This window comes from Pantoea sp. Taur, assembly GCF_009830025.1.
GTDB classification, from domain to species: domain Bacteria; phylum Pseudomonadota; class Gammaproteobacteria; order Enterobacterales; family Enterobacteriaceae; genus Pantoea; species Pantoea communis.
The window spans coordinates 98548-123338 of record NZ_SZZZ01000006.1; the positions used below are offsets into that span (position 1 = coordinate 98548).

Below are 24791 nucleotides of genomic sequence, written 5' to 3' on the forward strand. Positions count from 1 at the left end.
GAAAAAAAGATCAAGCAATCGAACCTTTACGTATTTATTTACGCCGCTAAGCTTTAATTATTATGGAAATAACCTTGAAATCACCTTACGCCATAAAGAACTTTTCTTTTCAGTGTCAGCCGATGAATTAGCCCAAGATGGATTCATCAAATCACTCGGTAATAAATATTTGCGATCATCATCATCGACAACGACGGCATCTAACTTGACCGCGATCTGCAACATCTTACAATACAGGGCCTCACAGGGTTGCTTGGTGTAAATTCGTCCATCATACCATTCGAGCCAAGGTTCATTATGTGGTTGATGGACATTCCATGTAGCAAAGAAATCACCATTCTTATTATCAATTGATAATTCTTCATCATTATAAACGAGCTGAAGCCATTCTTCACTCGTAATTGGATCATTTGAACTATCAAACCAATTTTCTGTTCTTACGATATGAAGTTCCCAGCCCATGAACACCTCCATTTATTTATGAATATTGCCATTTGTTGAAATGTAAAGCGAAAGCCTGATATTTATGTTGTGAGTATGCATCAAACAATACTAGATCAGCCAGCATCAATGATCAGATATATTTGCAGGCAAAAAAATTGCTCGGACAGAGCGATAGAGACATTCTCCGCTTTGATTTACTCAGTACGAATCTAGTTATTGAACATCAGTTGTGATAGCTACGCCTGACGTCCGTTCCTCGCTCTCAGCAGACATTCAGCTCAGTCAGATGGTCCGCTGTGTGCCAACAGCGGATATTGTTCCCTCGCAACATTATGCGTTAATCACTGGCGATCAGGTCGATCTCTATGAGATCTATACGTTTACTGAATGCTAGTTAAACCCCAACGTAGTCACTAGTAATAGAGTTATCGACATAGCTGTCTATCATCAATGCTGGCGGGGCATTCGCATAGGGGACATTTACTGTTCCAAACCAGATAGGATTAGCCGCGCAGACGGAGCCACAAATGTAGGCTGGTATGCCCGCAAACCTCGGTCGTCTGAATTACACGGCAGTATCAATGAAGGGTAACTTTGCTGATTTAGGCAGTCAGCTATCTGTTTATAAGCTTCCTGCCAATGCCCATCGGTTAGATCACCTGTAAGCACCAGTACATCCGGTTTCAGATGCATAAGCCAATTTAATACTTGGTCAAACGGAAGTAGATGATCATTTTCGGGTGAGGCGTGAATATCTGAAACCTGCATTATCAGCAGAAAGACCTAAAATAATTATTTTGTGAAGAACAGGATCACAATGAATCGCTAAGTTCAATTCCTACTGCTTAGAGCTAATATTAGTATGGATGCGAATGCTCATCTCCTCGCTCGCAGCGGACCATTCGAACGAACAAGCCTGCTCTGTGCCATGATCACACGTTTTTGTCGTTATTTTTCGCAAAGCTCCCTGCACAGGGCTAGGTAATCAGGTGATATAACTGCTACGCAGCACTTTTTCCTCAATTAGGATGTCTCAATCACAAGAGTAGGCGCTAATCACAATGAAAGGATGCGAAAATGTTATCTAGTGTAGACTGGATCGTATAGGTGATTTTTTATCTTCGATGTAATCGTTATACTAATCATAGTTATTTCTTTATTCACCGGTATAGAGAAATGCAAATATAGGGAAAGTTCACATGCTTATTTAGGCTATATTAAGCATAGATCTGCTTATGGTTTTTAATTCTAACTGTAACACGCTCTGGAATTTCTGAGACAGATAATTTTTGCCACGGCCTCTTGTTAAACCATTTGAATCACCCCGCGCTTGCAGCCGCATCGAAAGATAACTTTGTTCAGTTATCCCGTTCTTATCACCCCATGCTATGGATAATCAACCTCTCTTGAGGCCCCTTGTAATTAAGCCGAATTAACGTCCGCTCAACGCGGATGCTGGCCTGCGCACAGCACACTCTGTGCCGAGGCGGAAATGGAAAATAGCGTGACATTTTAAATGAAAGGCTAAATAATTTGCATCGATAGATGCATATTTCATTGTGTGAACTGACTCTGCTTTTTGCTAGCGTATTAATCGGGAGTTATCCTCGAGTGTTGCAGTTTCATCTGTTTGTGATAAGGTTTTAGTAGGACATGAAGCGCGTAAAGGGATAATAGAATGAAGAAGATAATATCAGCAATATTGATTTTTTTTATATTGCCAGCATCAAGTTGCCTTGCAGTTGAAAATAAAACGATACATTTCATTTTTGGGGTTAGTGATCTTTATTCACCTGTGCTTTCTGATGAAGAAAACAGGTCTGTACTGGAAAGTCTGACAAAGGGGGCTACTGTTACGGCAACATACAGACATACTACTCGCAAGTTTCATTGGTTTTCAACAATGAGCGGGGTCACTACGTTCCTTGATCCGGGATACAAATATACATCAAAAGATGAAACTCGCAGTTATACACTTTTACCAGAAGCTGATAACCGATCTATTTTAGGGGTTGATATGCCGGTATCGCTGGATGGTGACTATGTGCTTGCTGAATTATACGTACAACTATATCCATCACTATACCAACAACCCGGATATCTTGCGACAATAAAGAATTTGCCTGAAAAAGACCTGAAGTTTTCCCGTGAATTCAGAGGCTCATCATCATTTAGGTATCTTGTCAGCCAGGATAAAAGAAGAACACAAAGTCCTGTTAACGAACATCAAGGGTGTCTCTTTGTCACTACCCCCTATGGCTATCCTGATACCACCATTCCGGTTGTAACACTTGTTGGTACAAATTTAACAAATATGCGTCTAACCAATATTATGCATCAGCGTTGCCCACTAGTTAATATAAATACCAATGAGAAATCGACGGTTCTTACTGGACATTTACCACCTGCGAGAATAGCGGCTGCTCAAGCTAATATAGACTACTCTACAACTAAAGGTATTACCCAAAAATCGGGGGCGCTCCATCCTGTCAATAAAGAGATGGCTCGATGGTATCAACGAAATGATGAAGGGGTTTATGCTGCCTTACAGGCATTTGGACCTTTTAAGTTATTTAGGATGCGTATCCGTTTTGATGCGGCGTATCCCGAAGGAAAGCGACTACCGATACGAACTGAAAGCTGGTATCTCTATAATGAAAAATTAGTTAAATACTCTGGTTCAATTTATTATCTATCCACTGACAATGAAAAAAGTATGTCAGCAGATGAAGTGGTTTATTTTCATGACGAAAAAAAAGTTTTCAATGAGAGTAAAAAGGATAACTGTAATACACAGGGCTGTCAGAATGCTCTTGCTGATATACAACATCATTCAACTAATTCTTGGGATGATTTACAACGAGAAGCAGTGCGCTATATGCAACTCACTTTGATTCCAATAACTGATGATGAATGATCTGACTTGCATTTAACATTTCAACAGTTAGTTTTAATTCACAATCTAGGGGCTTGCTAAAAGCCCTGAAAACTTAAAAGCCAGTACCCATCCCGGTGACGTATCCATAACTTAGGTAGGGGGCTTTTACGTCTCCTTTTCGCTCACAGCGGACCTTACCCGCCAGCCGCCAGCCGCCAGCCGCCAGCCGCCAGCCGCCAGCCGCCAGCTTACCAACAAAATACACCCCAAAACATTATGGTAAATCCCGTGTTGTGCTGTGCTCAGGCAGTTGTATCTCGAAACTACTTCAGCAAACATCTCTTAAGCACAAATATGGAGCACCTACCATGAACATAACCAAAATCGACCACATCCACGTCTACGTTGACGATATCGAGAAAGCAGAACGCTGGTATCAGGAAATCCTTGGCTTCACCCGCGATAGCTCGCTGTACTTCTGGTTTGAACAAGGAGGGCCGCTGGTCATCAGGAATAATGGCGCATCGCTTTCCCTCTTCCTGAGAAAATCCCAGCACCCAGGCCATACCATGGCTTTTGCCGTGCAGGCATCCGCGTTTCTCGAACTGATATCTATCCTCAAGTGCAAAAAAATCGCCTATACCGTCAGTGATCACGATGTCTCTATGTCGCTTTACTTCAGCGATCTCAGTGGCAACAAGATTGAAATAACGTCCTGGGAATATACGCAGGCAAAACAGATATTGGAAAACGCGGTATAACGATTCGCCAGTCAGCAACAAATAACGCTACAATCAGGAACGGATTAACATTTTGAAAGGAGTCAAAATTGAAATTTCACTACTCGCTTCATCGCCTTAGCTTGGCAAAACAATGGCAAAAGGACCGATTCAGAATTGCATTTTTTATTCTCATCGGCCTATTCCTTTCAGCCGTGATCAAATGGCTATTACCCCAATTAACTCATGGTAATATCACCGGCGGCTTTACCGGTATGCTATGCGGGCTTGCAGCAAGCTTTTGGCTTACTAATATTGCGTGGCTTACATTTAAGACCCCCATTCGCCAAAGCGACCTGGATTCAGTTCTGGAGAAATACCATTACCAGCAAACTGAGCAAGGTTATTACGAGCTTCAGATAGCGAAATACCGAAGATTCAAATCTCAGCGTATTTATATAAGTAACGATGGCAATGACATCACGCTTGAAGGTCCCTACAACACCCTCAAAAGAATCATCAATCATCTCAATAAATAGCCGGAAACTTTGAGGGGCCAATATTAGATGACTGGAACAAATATCAATCCAGTCATCTTCAGTCTTAACCGTGCATCACCACATTAAACCCTTCATCCGCATCCGGTGCGACGAAGTAGCTGCTGATCACCTCGAACTGCGCATCGGTGGCCGCGAAGTCATGCTCACCTTCTGCGTTGCGCGCATGCAAACGGCTTTTGCACACCGCATCGGGCACATCGATAAAGTGCAGTTGATGCTCCGCCTGTGCACTCTGGATCACCGCCTTCATCCACTGGCGTTGGCCGACGGTGTTCGCCGGGAAATCCAGCACCACTGACACACCGCACTGCAGCAGCGAGATCAGGTGCGGCGTCATCGCATTGCGTAACTTGCCCGCACAACGTACATAGTCCGCGACATCCTGCATCTCTTCGGCGAACAGATGCGCCAGCCAGGCGTCTTCGCTGATAATCACCGCGCCGGTTTGTTGGGCCAGTTGGTGCGCCAGCGTTGATTTTCCGGCAGCGATTTTGCCACACAGCAGATGCAAAACAGGACGAGATGTGGACACAGACGCAGATTCCATTAGCCAGCTCCAGATAAAATGACGCTCTACCATGCCGTTAAATGCCGGTCCAGTAAAGCCTGGCATCTACACTTACGCTATCTCTGCAAAAAATAAGGAGACGCATGATGAGTCAACGCCTGCACAAAATCGACTTTCCGGTCAGCAAGGCGCGGAAGTATCTGGAACCCGGTCCGGTGGTGCTGCTGAGTTCACAATTTGAAGATCACCACGACATCATGACGCTCGGCTGGCACACCATCCTGGAGTTCTCGCCGTCACTGGTGGGATGCATGATCGCCAACGGCAACTACAGCCATGAGCTGATTCGGCAAAGCGGACAGTGCGTGATTAACATCCCCTCGGCGGATTTGGTGGACAGCGTGGTGGCGATTGGTAACTGCCATGGCGATCGCCTCGATAAGTTCGATGCCTTTCACCTCACGCCAGAACCGGCAAAAGTGGTGAATGCGCCGCTGATCGATGAGTGCTTCGCCAGCTTTGAGTGTCAGCTGTATGACGACTCGATGGTGAATAACTACGGCTTCTTTATTTTCGAAATCGTTAAAGCGCATGTCGCCGATAAACCGGAATTTCCGCCGACGCTGCACTACACTGGCGAAGGACGTTTTACCGTAATGAGCAATAGCGTGCTCGACAAGCACCATGATTTTAAGCCAGAAATGTTAATTTAAGCGGCTTGAATTCGCCTTCGAGCGCCCTCACAGTAACGCTTTCGACCTGACAGGAGTAATAACAATGGCAACCGAATATGCGGTGATCGCCGGTGGCTGTTTCTGGTGTACCGAAGCAGTGTTCAAAGATGTGATTGGCGTGGAGTCAGTCGAAAGTGGGTATACCGGCGGGGAGCGCCCGAACCCAACCTATGAGCAGGTGTGCAGCGGTGCCACCGGCCACGCCGAAGCGATCCGCGTCGGTTTCGATCCCGAGCAAGTGAAATATGGCGACCTGCTGGATATCAGCTTTGCGACGCACGATCCAACGCAGCTGAACCGTCAGGGCAACGACGTCGGTACCCAGTATCGTTCAGCGATCTTCCCGGCGAATCCAGAGCAGGAAGCCGAAGCGATTGCCGCCATTGCGCGTGCGCAAGCCGATCTCAACGTGCCGGTGGTGACCACCATCGAGCCGCTGAAAGAGTGGTATCCGGCAGAAGATTATCATCAGGATTACTGGGATGGCGCCGGCCAGCGTAACGGCTACTGCATGGCGGTGATTCCACCGAAACTGCAGAAGCTGCGTAAGAGCTTTGCCAACCGCGTGAAGCAGGGCTAATCCAGTCCCCTAAGATGCGGCCTCTGCACGCCGCATCCAGTCTGCTTATCACCATCAAAGGTCGTCATTTATGACGACCTTTTTGCATTTAACCGTCATAATAGCGCCCTCTTCTCTTCAGGGAGCGATGATGACCACGCCTCAACCCGCAATCCCCGCGCGCAAGCGGCCCATGAAACTCAACACGCTGGTGACGCTGATGCTCAGCGCGGTGATCGTGCTGGTGCTGCTGAGTGTGCACATGTTCTATTTCTTCCAGATTGGTGCCTCAACCCGCGCCCAGCTGGAAGATAAAGCCATGGCGGTGGCCCGCACGCTGGCAAGATCGCCGGAGATTCAGCAGGCGCTGACGCAACCGGTAGCCAATGCCAATATTCAGCCCATCGCGAAAGCCGTGGAAGAGAGCAACAATCTGCTGTTTATTACCGTCACCAATATGGACGGTATCCGCTATTCTCATCGCAATCCGGAACTGGTCGGTAAGCACTTTATCGGCGAGGACATTGGGCCTGCCCTGCGCGGCCATGAAAACGTCTCGGTGAACAAAGGTTCTTTAGCAAAAGCGCTGCGCGTGTTTACTCCGGTGTATAACGCGGAGGATCGGCAGATCGGTGTGGTGGCGATTGGTATTTCCCTTGATGCCGTGACCGATCAGATCAACGAAAGCCGCTGGAGCATTATCTGGACCATCCTGATTGGTACGCTGGCGGGGGCGATTGGCACTTTGGTGCTGGTGCGCGTGCTGAAGCGCATCTTGTTCGGCCTCGAACCCTACGAGATTTCCACCCTGTTTGAGCAGCGCCAGGCGATTCTCAACTCGGTCAAAGAAGGCGTGGTGGCGATGGACGATCAGGCTCAGGTTACGCTGGTGAATCAGGCCGCGCGCACCCTGCTTAATGAGCCGTCGTCCAGCGGTATGATTGATAACGAGGGCATTGATGATGCCTCGGTGATCAACCAACACCTGCGAGATGTGCTGCACAGCGGCCGTGCGCGTCGTGATGAAGAGCTGAATGTGAATGGTCGCTTGTTGTTGTGCAATACGGTGCCGGTACGCAGCCAGGGACGCATTATTGGCGCGGTCTGTACTTTCAGAGACAAGACCGAAATCAGCCGACTGATGCAGCGTCTGACGGGCATGGTAAACTACGTCGATGCGTTGCGGGAGCGCTCGCACGAGTTCATGAACAAGCTGCACGTGATCCTCGGCCTGCTGCACATGAAAAACTACGCGCAGGTGGAAGCGTATATTTTGAAAACCGCCAATAATTACCAGACTGAGATTGGCTATTTGCTCGATCGCATCAAGTCACCGGTGATTGCCGGTTTCCTGCTGAGCAAGATCAATCGCGCTTCGGATTGCGGTCATCGCCTGACCATCAGCGATGCCAGCTTCGTGCCCGACAGCGGTAACGAAGACCAGATGGCGGCCCTGATCACCGTGGTCGGTAATCTGGTGGAGAACGCCATCGATGCGCTCAGCGAGCAGACTGAAGGCGAGATCCACGTGATGCTGCACTATCAGAACGGCTGGCTGGCGTGCGAAGTGAGTGACGATGGTCCCGGCATTGAGCCGGCCAATCTGGCGACAATTTTTGATAAAGGGTTCTCCACCAAAGGAGAGAACCGTGGTGTGGGCCTGTTCCTGCTGAAACAGCAAACGGAAAACCTCGGTGGCGGCGTGACCGTTGAGTCAGAACCCGGCGTATTTACCCAATTTTTAGTACAACTTCCCTGGGATGGAGGAAACCAATCCGCATGATCAATGTGTTAGTGGTCGATGATGACGCCATGGTCGCTGAGCTGAACCGTTCTTTTATCGGTCAGGTTCAGGGCTTCCACTGCTGTGGAACCGCTTCGACCCTGAAGCAGGCCAAAGAGATTTTGTTCAACAGCGACACCCCGATTGATTTGGTGCTGCTGGATATCTACATGCAGCAAGAGAATGGCCTCGATCTGTTGCCGGAACTGCGCAAAGCCCAGAGTTCGGTGGAAGTGATCATCATTTCATCCGCTGCCGATGCCGAAAACATCAAAACTTCGCTGCACTACGGCGTGGTGGATTATCTGATCAAGCCGTTCCAGTTCCCGCGTTTTGAAGAGGCGCTCACCAGCTGGCGGCAGAAGAAGTCGCTGATGGATAATCAGCACTACTATCAGCAGTCTGATGTCGATCTGTTGATCCATGGTAACCCGGCCACGCAGCATGACAACAAGCGCCTGCCGAAAGGCTTAACCCCGCAAACGCTGCGTACCTTGTGTCAATGGATTGATGCCCATCCCGGTCACGAGTTTTCCACCGATGAGCTGGCGGCGGAAGTGAATATTTCGCGCGTGTCGTGCCGTAAGTATCTTATCTGGCTGGCGCAGATTAATATTCTGTTCACCAGCATTCATTACGGCGCCACCGGCCGTCCGGTGTATCGCTATCGTTTACAGCCGGAATACCATTCGCTGTTGCAGCAATACTGTCAGTAACGCAGCTGCCAGTCGACATCGCGCTGCTGGAACTGAAAGTGGCGCGGTGAAGAGCAGATGATTTGCCGATCGCGCGTCACAAACACCGCATCCAGATCGGGCTGGTCGGCCAGATAGGCCAGTCCCTGCTCCACGCCCATGCCGTACAGCAGCGTGGTGTAGATGTCGCCATCCAGCGAACGGTCGGAAATTACCGTCACGCTCAGCAACTCGTTATCTAGCGGATAGCCGGTGTGCGGATCGAAGATATGGTGCCAGCATTTGCCGTCCAGTTCGAAATAGCGCTCGTAAATCCCCGATGTCACCACCGATTTGCCCTGTACCTGTAATACGCCCAGCAGTTCATCCTCACGCCCAAACGGCTTTTTCAGGCCGATGCTCCAGCCTTGTGGCTCATGCGGCGGTGCGCCGAGGGTCTGCACATTACCCCCGAGATTGATCAGCGCCTGCGGCACGCCCTGTTGGCGTAAAAACGCCTGCACCACATCCGCGATATACCCTTTGGCGATGGCTCCGAGGTCGATCTCCATACCCGGCTGTTGCAGAAACACCGAACGGTCTGCCTCGTTGAGGATCACCTGATGTGGATCGGTGAGCGGCAACAGTGCGGCAATCTCATTGGCGGGTGGCACGGCACGGCCCTGAAAACCGATCTTCCAGCGTTTGACCACCGGGCCGATAGTGAAGTTGAATGCGCTGCCGGGTGACACACTGACGGCATGTGCGACGCTGATCAGGCGGAACACCGCCTCACTGACGCGGACTGCATGGCGACCCGCTGCGTGGTTAATCGACATCACTTCAGATTCGGCACGATTGACGGTGAACAGGTTTTCCTGCTGCTTGATAAGTTGGAAGACCTGACGGGCTAAGGTGGGATTATCGTCGAACAGTTTGAGCAGAATGGGCGAACCCATCAGAACAGCGGAGTAAGAGTAGACGCCTTCGGTCATAGAGCCTCGTTTACCCGCCATATTGCACGCCAATGCCTTATGCATGTCACCCGGTGACCGACGGTTGTCAGTCACCGGAATTCACACTCTAACGCCTTACACTGGTACGCAATATTTTGGGTAATTAACGTTAATTAGTTTCCTAACGCCAGTTTAGCCGCATTGTGACCGGCCTTGATACCGAAGATGATGATATCCGCCACTGCGTTACCGCCGATACGGTTAGCACCGTGGATGCCGCCAACCACTTCACCAGCAGCCCAGGCACCGGGAATCACCTGTTTCTGCGCATCCAGCACCGCAGTATCGGTGTTGATGGTGACGCCGCCCATGGTGTGGTGCACCCCTGGGGCGATACGGATGGCGAAGTACGGACCTTTATTCAGCGGGTGACGCAGCGCCGTCTTACGACCGAAGTCTTCATCATCCTGCTTCGCCACGAACTCGTTGTAACGACCGAGTGTGGTTTGCAGCGCTTCCTGATCCATGTTGAGTTTCACCGCCAGCTCGTGCGGGGTTGGTGCGCTAATCACAAAGCCTTTGGCAATATACTCGTCGGCCGCTTTGTTATTAGCACGCACCTGCTCATCAAACACGATCCATGCGCTTTTCTCTGGCAGTGCGATGATCTCAGCAGAGACTTTGTCACGGGTTTCCATCTCATTGTAGAAACGCTTACCCGCCTGGCTGACCAGAATCGCCCCGCCGCCGCGCATCGCTTCGGAGATCAGATAAGAGGTGGTCTGCTCAACCGTTGGGTGAATCTGGATCTCGCCCATATCCACGGTATCCGCACCGATTTTTTGCAGCATGGCGATACCGCTACCGGTGGCACCTTTGTGGTTGGTGGTGACGAAGCCATCCAGCTCCGGGCGATATTTCACCACCATCTCACGGTTAGCACTGAAACCGCCGGTAGCGACAATCACGCTTTTCGCATTAAGAATGCGGCTGTCATTGTACTCATCCACCACTTTGACGCCGGTAACGGCACCGTTTTCCACCAGGATCTCTGAAACTGAAGTCTCCAGCAGCACTTCGATTTCGCGCTGGTTGACGTTTTTCACCAGGCCGCTGATCAGGAAGCCACCGACGGCAGAACGGTCTTCCGGGCGGTGCGTACGGTCGATGCTCATGCCGCCAGTGATGGTGATGTCGCACAACTCGATATTTTTCGCCGCCAGCCACTCAATCGCTTCCGGCGCCTGCTCAACAAACTCGCGCAGCAGCACCGGGTTGTTTTTGAATTTACCGCCCTTCAGCGTCTCTTCGTAGAACAGCTCTTTGCTGTCTTCGATGCCTTTCAGTTTCTGATAGCGAGTTTCGGCGGCGTTCATGCCCACCGAGGCTTTAATGGTATTACCGCCGATGGTCGGCATCTTCTCGATGATCACCACGCGTGCGCCGTCATCGTGCGCCTGAATCGCCGCCGCCAGACCGGCACCGCCCGTGCCCACCACTACCACGTCATAATTGACCGGTGCGTTCGGGTTACCGCCCTCTTCAATCACATACTCTTTGCTTGATGTGGTCAGTGCGCGGGAGACCGCTTTTTTCAGCGCCTCACTCTGTGTGGTCGCACCGGTGATCGCATCGACGTGCGGGCTGTTTGCCACCAGAATGCGTTCACGTAGGCTTTCGAAGGTACTGGTAAAGTCGACATCCAGACTGGGATCCGGCACCAGTGAGATATCAGTGATACGGTCGGTGTCGAGGGTGACGTTGATTTTCAGCTTCAGCGCTTCGGCTTCCACTTTCGCCTGGTAAACCCCGGCTTTGTATTTACGATGGCCATCGCTGACGTCACGGATCATCGCATCCACCAGCGAGAAGCGCCACAGCGGTTCTGGAATCGTCAGCGCCTCACGCTTGGTGCTGTCTATGTAGAGTTCCATGTGCTCGTTTTTGATGATGCGATCGGCCCAGTCCGGATAGGCGATGCAGGCTTTACCGACCGCCACCAGATCAAAGCCGTGCTCCAGCGCGTTCTCGGCATCTTCTTTATTCACCACACCGCCGACGCCAATCACCGGCACTTTCGCCAGCGTGGCAGAACGTTCGGCCAGGTATTTGGTGATCAGTGGCGTGGGATCTTTGGTATCGACAATCGATGGACGCAGCAGCTGTCCGACGGAGAAGTGCACGTAGTCCAGACCGCGCGCCGCCAGTTTTTCCAGCAGATACATCGTGTCGTCCCAACGGATGCCGGGAACTTCCAGCTCTTCCGGTGAGAAGCGATAACCGATGATGAAGTCAGCCGCCGCAAAGCGATCGGCCATTTTATGGGTGATCTCCAGCACTTCCATTGGGAAGCGCGCGCGGTTATCGCGGCTGCCGCCCCATTTGTCGTCACGCTGGTTGGAGTTAGGCGAGTAGAACTGCTGAATCAGATAGGTGTTCGCGCCGTGGATCTCAACGCCATCGAAACCGGCTTTAATTGCGCGGTTCACCGCATCACCAAACTTGGTGATCATCACATCTACTTCTTCAGCGGTCAGCGCTTGCGGCTTGGTGGCACCGTCACGAGGTGCAGCAATAGCGCTCGGTGCAACAGGGGTTTTGCCGCCAATCAGTGCCGGTTCCACCATGCGGCCACCGTGGTAAATCTGCAGAATGGCTTTTGAACCTTCAGATTTGATCGCATGGGCGATTTTCGCCAGCCCGGCAATTTTGTTGTCGCTGTCGATACCCAACGCGCCAGGGAAAGCCGGGCCACGGTTATCAATAAAGCAGCATTCAACAATCACCGTACCGATACTGCCCGCACGTACGCGGTAATACTCGACCAAATCGCTGGTGACACCGCCGTCAAAATAGCCGGTACAGGTGGTCATCGGGGCCATCACCAGACGGTTTTTCAGCACCGCACCTTTCGGCAGCGTTAGCGGGTTAAGTATTGGGGTGAGCTTATTCATAATGAGCAACTCCAGAATTAAGAAATTGTGTATTCAATTCTTTGGCGGTTCGGCGCGGCTTTATAATTATTTAAGTGGTCCGATTTCATGGCGTAAATATACCATTTTATTTAGTTACATAACCCAGAATGTTAGTTATATAAGTTTTACGTTTGGAAATGATATTTGATGCTCATTGCCAGAATAGGCGCTCCGCTAAGTTTTAACCAAGACTTGACAAAAATCAACTTTTTCCTTACATTTAAAACAAATGTAGTACTATCATAAAGATAAAAGCCTCTAACCCGCCTCATTTTGCTCGATTTTTCGCGTTTCGATAGTTTGTAGCGTTTAATCCACAGCAGACAGAAAGTTAAATAAAAAGCAAAAGATAAAAATTAAAAAACAGTGCATATTTTTTATTGATCTAGATCAAAGGAGATATTTTAATTAATCGCATCTTAGCTGCATTCAATTGATAATTCGCGTATCGAATTTGCAAAGCAAAGTTTCATCAAAGAACAAAATTTAAATTGTCACGACTCATCTGCTGCACGCATGTTGAGACCAAAAGAACAGTGTGTTCGTGACAATCAATCGCATTCTTCCTAACTTGCAGACAAAACTATGAACACACAAACAACCCAGAGTGCCTCCCCCGTAGTGCCTCCTGCGGCGCCGGGGAAAAAGAATCGCCTGATTATGTTGTGCCTGCCGATCATTGTGGCGGTGCTGTTGCTGCTGGTCCCGACCCCTGCCGGGCTGGAACCTTACGCATGGCACTTCTTTGCTATCTTCGTTGGCGTGATTGTCGGGCTGATCTTTGAGCCGCTGCCCGGTGCCGTTATCGGCCTGACTGGCGTGGTGGTGATAGCGCTGTTCAGCCAGTGGGTGCTGTTCAGCCCGGCCGAACTGGCGGATCCCAAGTTCAAAACCGCCGCACAGTCGTTCAAATGGGCAGTGAGTGGCTTCGGCAACTCCACCGTCTGGCTGATCTTCGGTGCCTTTATGTTTGCCGCCGGCTACGATAAAACCCAGTTCGGACGCCGCCTGGCGCTGATTCTGGTGAAGTATCTCGGCCGTCGCAGCCTGACGCTCGGTTACGCCATCACCTTCGCTGACCTGTTACTGGCACCGTTTACGCCTTCTAACACCGCGCGCAGCGGCGGGACCATCTACCCGATCATCGCCAACCTGCCGCCGCTGTACGGTTCCAAACCGAATGACCCGAGCGCACGTAAGATTGGTTCTTACCTGATGTGGGTGGCTATCACCGCCGCCTGTATCACCAGTTCGATGTTCCTCTCTGCACTGGCACCGAACCTGCTGGCGCTGGCGCTGGTAAAAAGCGTGGTGGGCTTCGAAATCTCCTGGGGCATGTGGTTCCTCGCCTTCCTGCCGCTCGGCGTACTGTTGATTCTCACCATGCCGCTGCTGGCGTACTGGCTCTATCCGCCGGAAGTGAAGGTTAATGACGAAGTGCCACGTTGGGCGACCGCTGAACTGGCGAAGCTCGGCAAGCTGTCACGCAACGAAATCCTGCTGCTGGTGTTTGTGGTCTCAGCACTGATGATGTGGATCTTCGCTGCCGCATGGATTGAGCCAGCGATGGCCGCCCTGCTGGTTATCGTGCTGATGCTGTGGACCGGTGTACTCAACTGGAACGATATCACCAGCAACAAAGCGGCATGGAATACCTTTGCCTGGTTCGCCACGCTGGTCGCCCTGGCAGATGGTCTGGCGCGTGTGGGCTTTATCGCCTGGCTGGGTAAAGAAGGTGCGCAGCTGCTGCACGGTTATGACCCACAAGTCTCGGCGGTGGTGTTGCTGGTGGCCTTCTACTTACTGCACTACCTGTTCGCCAGTACCACTGCGCACACCACTGCGCTGTTGCCTGCGATGCTAACCATCGCCGCCTCGATTCCGGGCATCAATATGCCAGTGTTCTGCCTGATGATGTGTGTATCCTTAGGTGTGATGGGTATTATCACCCCGTACGGCACCGGCCCAAGCCCGATTTATTACGGTAGCGGCTACCTGCCAACCAAAGATTACTGGCGTCTCGGTACTATCTTTGGCGCTATCTTCCTGATTGCTCTGATGGTAATTGCTTACCCATGGATGGTGATGATGTTCTGATGATGTTGCTCCGATGTTAAAATCGGAGCCGCGCAGAGCCGTGAAAGTGTTATGATGCTCGCCAGTCAGCCCTTGCGGAGGGCTGGCGAGAGAAAATCAAAAAACAGATCGCCTAATTTGTCACCTGCCACTCTGACAGGCGACACGAAGCTAAGTGAGCCAACATGTCGAACAAACCCTTCTATTATCAGAATCCCTTTCCTCTCGCCAAAGATGATACCGAATACTATCTGCTGAGCCGCGATTACGTCTCAGTAGCCAACTTCGATGGCGAAGAGGTGTTGAAAGTCGATCCGAAAGCCCTGACGCTGCTGGCGAAGCAGGCATTCCATGATGCTTCATTCATGCTGCGCGCCTCGCATCAGGCCCAGGTTGCCGCGATTCTGGCCGATGACGAAGCCAGTAAGAACGACAAATACGTTGCCCTGCAATTCCTGCGTAACTCGGAAATCGCCGCCAAAGGCGTGCTGCCGACCTGCCAGGACACCGGCACGGCGATCATCATGGGCAAAAAAGGCCAGCGCGTCTGGACCGGCGGTGGCGATGAAGCCGCGCTGTCACAAGGCGTCTATAACACCTTTATTGAAGACAACCTGCGTTACTCGCAGAACGCCGCGCTGGATATGTACAAAGAGGTCAATACCGGCACCAACCTGCCGGCGCAGATCGATCTCTACAGCGTGGATGGCGACGAGTACAAATTCCTGTGCATCGCCAAAGGCGGCGGTTCTGCCAACAAAACCTATCTGTATCAGGAAACCAAAGCACTGATTACCCCGGCCAAGCTGAAGAACTACCTGGTCGATAAAATGATGTCGCTCGGTACCGCAGCCTGCCCGCCATACCATATCGCGTTTGTGATTGGCGGCACCTCAGCAGAGAGCACGCTGAAAACCGTCAAGCTGGCATCAACCCACTACTACGATTCGCTGCCGACCGAAGGTAACGAACACGGTCAGGCATTCCGTGACGTGGCATTGGAGCAGGAACTGCTGAAAGCCTCACAAGAGCTGGGCCTCGGCGCACAGTTCGGCGGTAAATACTTCGCCCATGATATTCGCGTGGTGCGTCTGCCGCGTCATGGTGCGTCTTGCCCGGTGGGCATGGGTGTGTCCTGCTCGGCTGACCGTAATATCAAAGCGAAGATCAACCGCGAAGGCATCTGGATTGAGAAACTGGAAGACAATCCTGGCCGCTATATCCCAGAAGAACTGCGTCAGCAGGGCGAAGGCGAAGTGGTGAATGTCGATCTTAACCGCCCGATGAGTGACATTCTGGCGCAACTGTCATCCTATCCCGTGGCAACCCGCCTGTCGCTGAACGGCACCATTATCGTGGCGCGTGATATTGCCCACGCCAAACTGAAAGAGCGCATCGACAACGGCGAAGGTTTGCCGCAGTACATCAAGGATCACCCGGTGTATTACGCGGGTCCGGCGAAAACCCCGGAAGGTTATGCCTCCGGCTCACTCGGCCCAACCACTGCCGGTCGTATGGACTCCTACGTTGACCTGCTGCAGGAACACGGCGGCAGCATGGTGATGCTGGCAAAAGGCAACCGCAGCAAACAGGTGACTGATGCCTGCCATAAACACGGCGGCTTCTACCTCGGCAGCATCGGCGGCCCGGCAGCGGTACTGGCGCAGCAGAGTATTAAGAGTCTGGAGTGCGTGGAGTATGCGGAACTCGGAATGGAAGCCATCTGGAAGATTGAAGTGGAGAACTTCCCGGCGTTTATCCTGGTGGATGACAAAGGCAACGACTTCTTCCAGCAGATCCACAATCAGTGTTCTGCCTGCGTGAAGTAAGGCTTTAAGCCGTGCTAAAACTAAAAATCCGCGGCTTATGGCTGCGGATTTTTTTATGGGGTGAGCACTGCGCGATGCTTACATCGCACCGAGTTGTACGTCTAACAGCATATCGGCATCATCATCGTTTTGACCAATCACGTAGATGGCCTGACGTCCCGGCAGATTCACCGTGATGATGTGCTGATCATCGGCATCCAGCACGTCATCGTGCTGTTCCTGAAACTTATGCAATGTGTTCATGTTTTTCCTTAAAATGGTGCGCGACTTTACTTTCCCTACACTCTTATATCGACAAGACCAGGCTCAAATGTAGCGGAATATTCTGCTTTCGTGATGCAGGCACTCTGTCACGGCCAAATGACAGTCTGATTAAAGAAGTAACGCACATTTCTTACTGTGAGGATGTCAGCGCCGGACAACCCGGTAGCGCCGGATAACGGATGCAATCCGCTGTCACCGCCTTCTCACTGTGCGGTGTCCCATCCGGTGCCCAGCGGTAATCCACCATGTAGGCGCGATACACCGTGTTGCCACTGTAGTGATCGCGCGGCATCGCTTTGCCGTAAAACGGGCTGACGTACTCCCAGACAATCGCGCCCTGCGGTGTCACCTGGAACAGGCGGCCGCTCTGCCCTTCGTTGATCAAGGTGTTGCCATTCGGCAGGCGCTGCGCGTTGCTGATATAGGCACTGTAGAAGGTGGAGATCGCTTGTCCTGATTTCTCGCCGGTGTACTCCCAGACGATTTGTTTGGTTTGCGGGTTCACTTCAATGACGCGTGAAGCGGAGAAGAATCCTTGCCGCGTGGGCGGGAATCCGGCGTTGCCCTGATTATCAAAAATCAGAATATTGCCAGCACCCGGTAAGCCCGGTCCGATCATGTGCACATCGTGCTCGCCAATCAGTTGATCCAGTGGACGCGGCAGCGGTGTATCCAGCTTCAGCGCTGGATAATCAGGCCCGATGCGCCACACCACTTTGCCCGTCTGCCGATCGACAATCACGGCAACGTTGCCGTTGCGCGAGTTAAACAGGATGTTGTCAGGGGCAAAGCGCTGATCGCCTTTATCAAACCACGGATTTGGCCCCAGCGGTGCCGCCGTGTTCATATGCAAAAAGTCAGCGTCCTGGCTGTCACGGATCATCGCCAGTTGCGCATCAGAAAAGCCCAGCTCATTGAGGTGATCGGCCACTGACCAGCTCCACAGCTTTTCCCCCTGCGGCGACACTTCCTCCAGCGTATTATCGATAATGCGATAGTTGTAGCCGGGCAGCTGCCGTAGTGCCGCGCCCAGCACCAGGGTGTTGCCATCTGCCAGGCGCTGGATTTCATGGTGTTGGTGCACCGGCTGCTGCTGACTGCCGTATTGCCACTGTACCGCACCGTTCCAGTCCACTTCCGCCACGCTGGCATTCACCATGCCGTTGCCGGGGCTGGCTTCCTTATCGAGATCTTTCTGACGCTCCAGCTGTACCAGCAGATGCCCCCGCTGGCCGTTGACGCGATCTGTGGGAATTGGCCAGCTCGGGAATCCTTCATAGGCCCAGCGATGCACTTCCTGCCCGGTCATATCAATTAAATGGGTTTGGTTATCGCTGCCGGGGATCACCACATAACCGTTCCAGGCACGCGCGGGATCGTAATAGGTCACGCCCGTAGGAAACGCACTGGGAATGGCCGACGCACCAAATGAGAGGGACAACAGGCAGACAGAAAACGTTGCCGCAATACGCATGATTCACCATCCTGACTAAGGGAGAAAGAAAACGCCCTTATAGGGTAGATGCGAATCGCGGCAGGATTAGTCTGAATGAGGCATGTGGGAGAAAAGGCAGCGGCATGACCCGCTGCCTGAATGCTTAGAAGAAGCCCAGCGGTTGCGTGCTGTAGCTCACCAGCAGGTTTTTGGTTTGCTGGTAGTGATCGAGCATCATTTTGTGGGTCTCGCGACCGATACCGGATTTCTTGTAACCCCCAAACGCCGCGTGTGCCGGATAGAGGTGATAACAGTTGGTCCAGACGCGACCCGCTTTAATCGCGCGTCCCATGCGATAGGCGCGGTTGATATCGCGAGTCCAGACGCCAGCACCCAGCCCGTAGATCGAGTCATTGGCGATGGCGAGGGCTTCCGCTTCATCTTTGAAGGTCAGCACACCGACCACCGGTCCAAAGATCTCCTCCTGGAACACGCGCATGCTGTTGTCGCCTTTCAGCAGCGTTGGCTGAATGTAGTAGCCGCTATCGAACGCTTCACCAATCTTCTCTACACCGCCGCCGTGCAGCACCTGTGCACCCTCTTTCTGCGCGATTTCCAGATAAGAGAGGATTTTGTCGAACTGCTGTTGCGACGCCTGCGCGCCAATCATGGTTTCGGTATCCAGCGGATCGCCGCGTTTGATGGTTTTAATACGTTTCATGACGGCCGCCATAAACGGCTCAAAGATCGACTCCTGTACCAGCGCGCGTGACGGGCAGGTACAGACTTCGCCCTGATTCAGGAAACCGAGCACCACGCCTTCTGCTGCTTTCTCGATAAAGCTCTCTTCCGCATCCATGATGTCTTCAAAGAAGATGTTCGGTGATTTACCGCCCAGCTCAACGGTGGACGGGATCAGGCTTTTCGCCGCCAGTTCGAGGATGTGCCCACCGGTAGCGGTCGAGCCGGTAAAGGCGATCTTGGCGATACCCGGATGTGACGCCAGCGCTTCACCGGCTTCTTTACCGTAACCGTGCACCACGTTGATGACACCCGGTGGCACCAGATCTTTGATCACTTCCATAAACAGGGTGATCGACAAGGGCGTCTGCTCAGCCGGTTTCAACACCACGCAGTTACCCGCTCCGAGCGCCGGAGCCAGTTTCCACGCCGCCATTAACAGCGGGAAGTTCCACGGGATGATTTGCCCGACCACGCCCAGCGGTTCGTGGAAGTGATAAGCGGCGGTGAATTCGTCGATTTCCGCTGCGGTGCCCTCCTGTGCGCGCACGCAGCCCGCGAAGTAGCGGAAGTGGTCTACCGCCAGCGGCAGGTCAGCGGCCAGGGTTTCACGCACCGGCTTGCCGTTATCCCAGGTTTCGTTGACCGCGATGTATTCCAGCTTCTCTTCCAGTCGATCGGCGATTTTCAGCAGCACCAGCGAACGCGCCTGCGGAGAGGTTTTTCCCCAGGCATCTGCAGCGGCCTGTGCTGCCGCCACCGCATTATCGATATCGGCCTTATCCGAACGCGGGAACTCGCCGATAGTGGAACCGTTAATCGGGGTGGTGTTGACGAAGTAATTACCGTTCACCGGCGCAACGAATTCGCCGTTGATAAAGTTGCCATAACGCGATTGCAGAGTGATGAGAGAACCTTGTTCTCCCGGAGCAGCGTAACGCATGGTGTTTCTCCTTGCGGACAGAGTGGCGAATAACAACTATGAAACCTGTTATTAACATTGATCGATCAATGTCAGCCTGTCAGATCGCAGAGCGGGAAACTGTGACCGCACCGAAGGAAAATTCCGGTAATCAAGGTTTGAGATTTAGGCGTGACGATCCTGAACGCCAGTCTCAGCATTGATTAAACGTTATGCTCTTGCCCGCCGCAGATGGCGGGGGTCTATTGCGCCACTTCACAGCCCGGTTATCAGCTTAACATCCCTCCAATATCTCCCCCGCTTCGTTGCGGATAATTCCGAGTTTTGCCGCAGATGCAGCGAAAAGCGAAACAAGCGCAATGAATTTGGTCAATATGAAACAGGATACTCATCAGGAGAAAGAGATGTTGGCTTCAGCCCTGACGTTAATGCGCGCCAAAGCGAACTTTGTTCAGCAATTTATTCGGAACCCGCGCAAGATGGGCAGCATCACGCCCTCCTCTGCTGCGCTGTGCCGCACCATGTGCGATGCAGCCAACTGGGATCACAGCCTGCGTATCGCCGAACTCGGTGCCGGTGACGGGGTGTTAACCCGTCATATTCTGGACAGAATGTCGCCGCAGGCTCAATTAGATGTGTTCGAGATCAGTCCAGATTTAGTGAAGAGTTTGCGCGCGTGGAGCGATCCGCGCATGCAGGTGCGTGCGTGCTCAGCCGAGTACTTGTCGGGTGAATACGATGTGATCTTTTCCGGCCTGCCGCTGCTGTCGCTGCCGCCGGAAACGCGCGAAGCGATTCTGAGCGCCGTGCACGATGTGTTGGGCCCGCGCGGTGTATTCATTCAGTTCCAATACACTTCATTGACCCAACCGACTCTGTCACGCTACTTCACCTGGCAGCGCCAGCGGGTGCTGAAAAATATGCCGCCCGCCTGGGTTTATCGCTGCACACGGCATTACGCGCCCTGAGCCTGCACGCGCGGCTGCGGCCGCGTTTGCTGCCAGAATCTTTGGAGCAACTCACGTGACCAATCCTCACCGGCGACCTGCGCGCCATCATCACTCACGCCTTCCGGTAAGCAGGTGGTCATGATTTCGCGGGTAAACTCCGGGTGGAACTGCACCGACAGCGCCTGCGGGGAATAACGTAAAATCTGGCAGCCATCCAGCTCGGAACGTGCCAATACTTCAGCCTGCGACGGCGGCGTAATCACCGACTGACGATGTGACAACCACGCCTGGAATTCACCTGGTAACGTCGCTAACCAGGGATCATCACTGGCAGTGTGGGTCAGGGTTTTCAAGCCGCGCTCCCAGCCGTTCGGGTTATCACCCACTTTGCCGCCCAGCGCATACGCCATCAGCTGATGACCGTAACAGACGCCCAGCAGCGGCAGCTCCGCTTCCAGCGCACCACGGATCCATGCGGCCGTGCGTTCGCTCCAGTCGGCGTGGTCGGTGACCATTGCCCAGGAGCCGCTGAGAATCGCGCCGCTGACGCGATCAAACGCCGGCAGCTCTTCGCCAAGATGCGGACGGACAATCACATAGTCTTCCGGCTGCAGTTGCAGCGCATCAATAAACCAGACGGGTTGTTCACCAATTTGCGCCACAACCTGCGGTGGCGGGACTTCGAGTTGAATCAGAGCAAGGGGTAACGCGCGGGTGTGTGTCATTCCGAATTCATTCCTTAACGGAGTCAGCTTTCGGACATCCACTTTGACAGGAAATCAGTGACCTGTCTTATTTTTTTCCTGCATAAGCTCATGCCATAACGAAAAATATTTTTGCACAATGTCACAGAAATGCACAGCTTCGTGCCATGATTAGCCGGTGATTACCCCCTTTCATGTGAAGGATGACATTGTGGCAGTGCGGCATTTCTTTATGGTTCTGATGGTGGTCTCCATCTGGGCTTTCAATAACGTGGCGGTGAAGTGGGGATTGCTGGAACTTCCACCGCTGTTCCTCACCTGGATGCGCTTTGTGGTGGTGGCGATTGTACTGGTACCGTTCTGCCGCATTACGCGCGAACAGCTGCCGTGGCTGCTCACCCTTGCCTTCACTTTTGGCTTTATGCACTTCTCGCTACTGTTTGTCGGCATGCGCTTTACCGATGCCGGAACCGGCGCGATTGTGGTGCAACTCGGTACGCCGATTGCCATGTTGCTGGCAATGCTGGTGTTAAAAGAGAAGCTGACGCTGGTACAGCTGTTTGGTATTGCGATCTCGTTAAGTGGCGTGGCGGTGCTCTCCGGCAGCCCCACGATTCCGGCGTGGTGGGTCTTATGCATCTTGTTGTGCAGCGCCTTTGGCTGGGCCATCAGCAATATGATCGTGAAGAAATCGCCGCCGATAAAACCGCTGACGCTCACCGGTTGGATCTCGTTCCTCGCTGTGCCGATTGTCGGAGCCGCTTCCTGGCTCACCGAATCGCAGCAGTTTTACGCCTTAAGTCACGCGGGCTGGCGCGGCTGGTTTGGTATTCTTTACAGCGCGCTGGCTTCCTCGATTGTGGCTTATACCTTGTGGTATTCGTTGCTGAAAAAGTACAACGTCAACTTAATCATGCCTTACTCGCTGCTCACGCCCGTTTTGGCCGTGTTGATGGGCGTATTTGTGCTGGGCGATAGCATGAACAGCTTCAAAATTCTCGGGGCGTCTCTGGTGGTGCTCGGTACCGCCATTGCGGTGATCAACCTGCGTAATCTGCGCATGCACGCGCGCTTTCCTCGCCTGCGCCGCCGTTAAATTCTCTCTGCTATGCTTGAGTCTCGCGCGTTTTCCGGAGACTCAATATGGATACTCAATCTGCTGCCGCGTTATGGCAGCAACTGTGGCAAGGATTGCGTGGCGCGGAACCCCTTCCCGCGCTCAGCTTTCTCCAGCCCGATACCTTTTCTTCCGCGTTTGCCGTCAGTGAACTGGCCGCCACCAGCATCGGGTTGGCAAGCCAGGCAGTGAGCGATTTGCTCGGGCAATCGGCCCCGGTTAGCGTCAATGTGCGGCTCGCCTCTCGCTGGTTTCAGCACAGCCTTACGCCGTTAAATCGCTCACCCGCCGCGCTCTGGGATCCCTTTGCAGGCGATTACGCCACCGCCGATAGCTGGATCCGTCTGCACACCAACGCTCCGCATCATCGCGCCGCCATGGAGCAGGTGCTGGGCCAACACGCCGACCGCGCCGCATTAGCGCAGCGGGTGTCTCAGTGGCAAGCGGCCGCGCTGGAGCAGGCCGTGATTGAGGCTGGCGGCTGTGCTGCGCAGATGCGCAGTGAGCAACAGTGGTTGCAGCACCCGCAAGGGCTGGCCGTCAGCAGTGAAGCGCTGATCGCCCAACAGGCCACGGGGGATGCGCCCACGCCCGGCTGGCAACTGCCGCCTGCTCGTCCGCTGCTCGGCGTGCGTGTGCTCGATCTGACGCGCATTATCGCCGGGCCTGTCGCCACGCGTTTTCTCGCCAGCCTTGGCGCGCAGGTTTTACGTATCGATCCTTACGGCTGGGAAGAGCCAACATTGGAGGAGGAGATCACCTGCGGCAAACGCTGCGCACGGCTCGATCTCAAATCCAGAGCGGGCGTTGAGCAGCTGCGCGATCTGATCAAACACGCTGATGTGCTGGTGCATGGTTATCGCGCGGATGCGCTGGAAAAGCTAGGGCTGGATGCCGAGTCACGGCGCAAACTGTCGCCCGGATTGGTGGATGTCAGTCTCAATGCATGGGGCTGGAGCGGACCATGGCGCAATCGTCGCGGCTTTGACAGTCTGGTGCAGATGGGATGCGGCATTGCCGAACAGGGCATGGTCTGGCGTGGTAACATCAAACCGACACCGCTGCCAGTGCAGGCACTCGATCACGCCACCGGTTATATGATGGCCGCCGCTGTGCTGGAAGGGATGCGTCAGCGTCGGGAAAATCACGTTGGCTGGCAGGCTCGCTTATCGCTGGCGCGCACCGCCAGGCTATTGCAACAGTTTGGCGCGTCACCGCAGCAGCCGCAGCATGGCATTACCGCGCAGCACGACGATGCCCTGCCGACAGTTGAGATCAATGCGTGGGGGATTGCCGAAAGGTTGCGTGCCGCTGCATACCTGCCCGGCACGCCGATGATCTGCGCCACGCCGGGCGTCAAGCTCGGCAGCAGCGCAGCCAGCTGGTAATCAGGCTTCTTCGTCGTTGCCTTCGTTCAGCTCGTCGTACATTGCCTGAATAGCTTCACGGCTCAGCGCGGCCAGCGTGCGGTAGAACGCGCTGGTCGCGTGGGCTTCCACTTTGCCGAGGAACGCGCCGCACCACGGCAGCAGATAGTCGTCGAACAGCGCTAATTGCGCAGCAAACTCATCCTCCGCGGACTGATCTTCCAGCCACGAAGCCGCCAGCAGCAGTACGCCAAAATGGTCGGCTGGCGCGTCGCTTAACGGCATGCCACGTGAAGAGAGAAACGCACGCACATCCGCTTCCTGCGGGCCGTTTGGCCACTGTGAGGCGTAAGGCGGTACGCTGCATTCGCTGCCGACGAACAGTGCGTTGTAATCCGCCGCCAGGGCCTGCGGATCGCTATTCTGCTGCAGGCGTGTTAACAGTTCATCCTGCTCCAGCGGCCACTGAGCCTTCAGTTTGCCTTCACGCAGCATGGTGAAGAGCGGCACCAGCAATGGATCTTGTGGCTGGCGGTTGAACAGCGAGCCGATGACGCGGCAGAGAATGGAAAACTCATTCATGCAACAGAATTCCT

Annotated in this window: 22 protein-coding genes; 12 read left to right on the forward strand and 10 right to left on the reverse strand. The window is 53.2% G+C overall.

Annotation, left to right across the window (positions count from 1 at the left end):
• Positions 1-60 precede the first annotated feature (60 nt).
• Together FD744_RS10640 and FD744_RS10645 are read right to left on the reverse strand one after the other, a co-directional pair.
• Positions 61-462 carry a hypothetical protein gene (locus tag FD744_RS10640; RefSeq protein ID WP_097119223.1) on the reverse strand — a complete coding sequence of 134 codons (402 nt, stop codon included), beginning with the start codon at positions 460-462 and terminating at the stop codon, positions 61-63.
• A 462-nt stretch (positions 463-924) separates the two neighbouring features.
• Complete coding sequence (locus FD744_RS10645) at positions 925-1212, reverse strand: metallophosphoesterase (RefSeq protein WP_237449383.1); 288 nt, start codon at positions 1210-1212, stop codon at positions 925-927.
• 910 nt (positions 1213-2122) lie between these two features.
• Between FD744_RS10645 and FD744_RS10650 the strand changes: the two genes are divergently transcribed.
• The 3 genes from FD744_RS10650 (at position 2123) to FD744_RS10660 (ending at position 4580) form a co-directional block, all read left to right on the forward strand.
• A complete protein-coding gene (locus FD744_RS10650) occupies positions 2123-3361 on the forward strand; it encodes a hypothetical protein (protein WP_141399035.1) in 1239 nt (412 codons plus the stop codon).
• 329 nt (positions 3362-3690) lie between these two features.
• Positions 3691-4083 (forward strand): VOC family protein, encoded by a 393-nt coding sequence (locus FD744_RS10655; RefSeq protein ID WP_160868198.1) that lies wholly within the window; start codon positions 3691-3693, stop codon positions 4081-4083.
• A 68-nt stretch (positions 4084-4151) separates the two neighbouring features.
• Entirely contained in the window at positions 4152-4580 is a 429-nt protein-coding gene (locus FD744_RS10660; RefSeq protein ID WP_160868199.1) for a hypothetical protein, read from the forward strand.
• Positions 4581-4644: 64 nt separating this feature from the next.
• Here FD744_RS10660 and FD744_RS10665 read toward each other — a convergent pair whose 3' ends face one another.
• Entirely contained in the window at positions 4645-5148 is a 504-nt protein-coding gene (locus tag FD744_RS10665) for an ATP-binding protein (protein ID WP_160868200.1), read from the reverse strand.
• 107 nt (positions 5149-5255) lie between these two features.
• Between FD744_RS10665 and FD744_RS10670 the strand changes: the two genes are divergently transcribed.
• The 4 genes from FD744_RS10670 (at position 5256) to dcuR (ending at position 8901) form a co-directional block, all read left to right on the forward strand.
• Complete coding sequence (locus FD744_RS10670; protein WP_034821914.1) at positions 5256-5822, forward strand: flavin reductase family protein; 567 nt, start codon at positions 5256-5258, stop codon at positions 5820-5822.
• 64 nt (positions 5823-5886) lie between these two features.
• Positions 5887-6423: a peptide-methionine (S)-S-oxide reductase MsrA gene (gene msrA, locus FD744_RS10675; RefSeq protein ID WP_039334791.1), complete on the forward strand. Its 537-nt coding sequence runs from the start codon at positions 5887-5889 to the stop codon at positions 6421-6423.
• Positions 6424-6553: 130 nt separating this feature from the next.
• Entirely contained in the window at positions 6554-8185 is a 1632-nt protein-coding gene (locus tag FD744_RS10680) for a sensor histidine kinase (protein WP_160868201.1), read from the forward strand.
• Complete coding sequence (gene dcuR, locus FD744_RS10685; protein WP_034821922.1) at positions 8182-8901, forward strand: two-component system response regulator DcuR; 720 nt, start codon at positions 8182-8184, stop codon at positions 8899-8901. The genes FD744_RS10680 and dcuR overlap by 4 nt, the downstream gene beginning before the upstream one ends.
• On the opposite strand, the gene FD744_RS10690 is transcribed toward dcuR, so the two are convergent.
• Both FD744_RS10690 and FD744_RS10695 read right to left on the reverse strand, forming a co-directional pair.
• Positions 8895-9854: an FAD:protein FMN transferase gene (locus tag FD744_RS10690; protein WP_160868202.1), complete on the reverse strand. Its 960-nt coding sequence runs from the start codon at positions 9852-9854 to the stop codon at positions 8895-8897. The genes dcuR and FD744_RS10690 overlap by 7 nt on opposite strands.
• Positions 9855-9988: 134 nt before the next feature.
• Positions 9989-12769, reverse strand: a complete 2781-nt coding sequence (locus tag FD744_RS10695) for a flavocytochrome c (RefSeq protein WP_097119218.1) — start codon at positions 12767-12769, stop codon at positions 9989-9991.
• Positions 12770-13375: 606 nt separating this feature from the next.
• Between FD744_RS10695 and FD744_RS10700 the strand changes: the two genes are divergently transcribed.
• Positions 13376-14887, forward strand: a complete 1512-nt coding sequence (locus FD744_RS10700; RefSeq protein ID WP_034821926.1) for an anion permease — start codon at positions 13376-13378, stop codon at positions 14885-14887.
• 164 nt (positions 14888-15051) lie between these two features.
• Positions 15052-16695: a class I fumarate hydratase FumA gene (gene fumA, locus FD744_RS10705; protein WP_097119217.1), complete on the forward strand. Its 1644-nt coding sequence runs from the start codon at positions 15052-15054 to the stop codon at positions 16693-16695.
• A 78-nt stretch (positions 16696-16773) separates the two neighbouring features.
• Here fumA and FD744_RS25345 read toward each other — a convergent pair whose 3' ends face one another.
• From FD744_RS25345 to FD744_RS10715, 3 genes are all read right to left on the reverse strand, one after another.
• On the reverse strand, positions 16774-16938 hold the full coding sequence (locus FD744_RS25345; protein WP_166931753.1) for a hypothetical protein: 165 nt from the start codon (positions 16936-16938) through the stop codon (positions 16774-16776).
• Between the two features lie 151 nt (positions 16939-17089).
• Positions 17090-18433, reverse strand: a complete 1344-nt coding sequence (locus tag FD744_RS10710) for an aryl-sulfate sulfotransferase (protein ID WP_160868203.1) — start codon at positions 18431-18433, stop codon at positions 17090-17092.
• 124 nt (positions 18434-18557) lie between these two features.
• Positions 18558-20078, reverse strand: a complete 1521-nt coding sequence (locus FD744_RS10715; RefSeq protein WP_160832521.1) for an aldehyde dehydrogenase family protein — start codon at positions 20076-20078, stop codon at positions 18558-18560.
• A 383-nt stretch (positions 20079-20461) separates the two neighbouring features.
• Here FD744_RS10715 and FD744_RS10720 point away from each other — a divergent pair, with 383 nt between their 5' ends.
• A complete protein-coding gene (locus FD744_RS10720) occupies positions 20462-21025 on the forward strand; it encodes a class I SAM-dependent methyltransferase (RefSeq protein WP_097119214.1) in 564 nt (187 codons plus the stop codon).
• Here the strand turns inward: FD744_RS10720 and FD744_RS10725 are convergent.
• The gene (locus tag FD744_RS10725) at positions 21013-21732 is read right to left on the reverse strand and encodes a glutamine amidotransferase (protein ID WP_058959686.1); all 720 of its coding nucleotides are present in this window, start codon (positions 21730-21732) and stop codon (positions 21013-21015) included. The two genes, FD744_RS10720 and FD744_RS10725, sit on opposite strands and share 13 nt — an antisense overlap.
• Positions 21733-21922: 190 nt before the next feature.
• Here FD744_RS10725 and FD744_RS10730 point away from each other — a divergent pair, with 190 nt between their 5' ends.
• Together FD744_RS10730 and FD744_RS10735 are read left to right on the forward strand one after the other, a co-directional pair.
• A complete protein-coding gene (locus FD744_RS10730; protein ID WP_160868204.1) occupies positions 21923-22807 on the forward strand; it encodes an EamA family transporter in 885 nt (294 codons plus the stop codon).
• 47 nt (positions 22808-22854) lie between these two features.
• Positions 22855-24216, forward strand: coding sequence for a CoA transferase (locus FD744_RS10735; protein WP_160868205.1), 1362 nt, complete (start codon positions 22855-22857; stop codon positions 24214-24216).
• On the opposite strand, the gene FD744_RS10740 is transcribed toward FD744_RS10735, so the two are convergent.
• Positions 24217-24777, reverse strand: coding sequence for a molecular chaperone (locus tag FD744_RS10740; protein WP_058959684.1), 561 nt, complete (start codon positions 24775-24777; stop codon positions 24217-24219).
• Positions 24778-24791: the final 14 nt, after the last annotated feature.

What these genes read in the sequence shown, in the direction of transcription:
- FD744_RS10665 (WP_160868200.1), bottom strand. Translation starts at nt 5,148, where the DNA reads ATGGAATCTGCGTCTGTGTCCACATCTCGTCCTGTTTTGCATCTGCTG.
- FD744_RS10645 (WP_237449383.1), bottom strand. Translation starts at nt 1,212, where the DNA reads ATGCAGGTTTCAGATATTCACGCCTCACCCGAAAATGATCATCTACTT.
- FD744_RS10720 (WP_097119214.1), top strand. Translation starts at nt 20,462, where the DNA reads ATGTTGGCTTCAGCCCTGACGTTAATGCGCGCCAAAGCGAACTTTGTT.
- FD744_RS10670 (WP_034821914.1), top strand. Translation starts at nt 5,256, where the DNA reads ATGAGTCAACGCCTGCACAAAATCGACTTTCCGGTCAGCAAGGCGCGG.
- FD744_RS10710 (WP_160868203.1), bottom strand. Translation starts at nt 18,433, where the DNA reads ATGCGTATTGCGGCAACGTTTTCTGTCTGCCTGTTGTCCCTCTCATTT.
- FD744_RS10650 (WP_141399035.1), top strand. Translation starts at nt 2,123, where the DNA reads ATGAAGAAGATAATATCAGCAATATTGATTTTTTTTATATTGCCAGCA.
- FD744_RS10640 (WP_097119223.1), bottom strand. Translation starts at nt 462, where the DNA reads ATGGGCTGGGAACTTCATATCGTAAGAACAGAAAATTGGTTTGATAGT.
- FD744_RS10655 (WP_160868198.1), top strand. Translation starts at nt 3,691, where the DNA reads ATGAACATAACCAAAATCGACCACATCCACGTCTACGTTGACGATATC.
- FD744_RS10695 (WP_097119218.1), bottom strand. Translation starts at nt 12,769, where the DNA reads ATGAATAAGCTCACCCCAATACTTAACCCGCTAACGCTGCCGAAAGGT.
- FD744_RS10700 (WP_034821926.1), top strand. Translation starts at nt 13,376, where the DNA reads ATGAACACACAAACAACCCAGAGTGCCTCCCCCGTAGTGCCTCCTGCG.
- FD744_RS10715 (WP_160832521.1), bottom strand. Translation starts at nt 20,078, where the DNA reads ATGCGTTACGCTGCTCCGGGAGAACAAGGTTCTCTCATCACTCTGCAA.
- FD744_RS10680 (WP_160868201.1), top strand. Translation starts at nt 6,554, where the DNA reads ATGACCACGCCTCAACCCGCAATCCCCGCGCGCAAGCGGCCCATGAAA.
- msrA (WP_039334791.1), top strand. Translation starts at nt 5,887, where the DNA reads ATGGCAACCGAATATGCGGTGATCGCCGGTGGCTGTTTCTGGTGTACC.
- dcuR (WP_034821922.1), top strand. Translation starts at nt 8,182, where the DNA reads ATGATCAATGTGTTAGTGGTCGATGATGACGCCATGGTCGCTGAGCTG.
- FD744_RS10740 (WP_058959684.1), bottom strand. Translation starts at nt 24,777, where the DNA reads ATGAATGAGTTTTCCATTCTCTGCCGCGTCATCGGCTCGCTGTTCAAC.
- FD744_RS10725 (WP_058959686.1), bottom strand. Translation starts at nt 21,732, where the DNA reads ATGACACACACCCGCGCGTTACCCCTTGCTCTGATTCAACTCGAAGTC.
- FD744_RS25345 (WP_166931753.1), bottom strand. Translation starts at nt 16,938, where the DNA reads ATGAACACATTGCATAAGTTTCAGGAACAGCACGATGACGTGCTGGAT.
- FD744_RS10735 (WP_160868205.1), top strand. Translation starts at nt 22,855, where the DNA reads ATGGATACTCAATCTGCTGCCGCGTTATGGCAGCAACTGTGGCAAGGA.
- fumA (WP_097119217.1), top strand. Translation starts at nt 15,052, where the DNA reads ATGTCGAACAAACCCTTCTATTATCAGAATCCCTTTCCTCTCGCCAAA.
- FD744_RS10690 (WP_160868202.1), bottom strand. Translation starts at nt 9,854, where the DNA reads ATGACCGAAGGCGTCTACTCTTACTCCGCTGTTCTGATGGGTTCGCCC.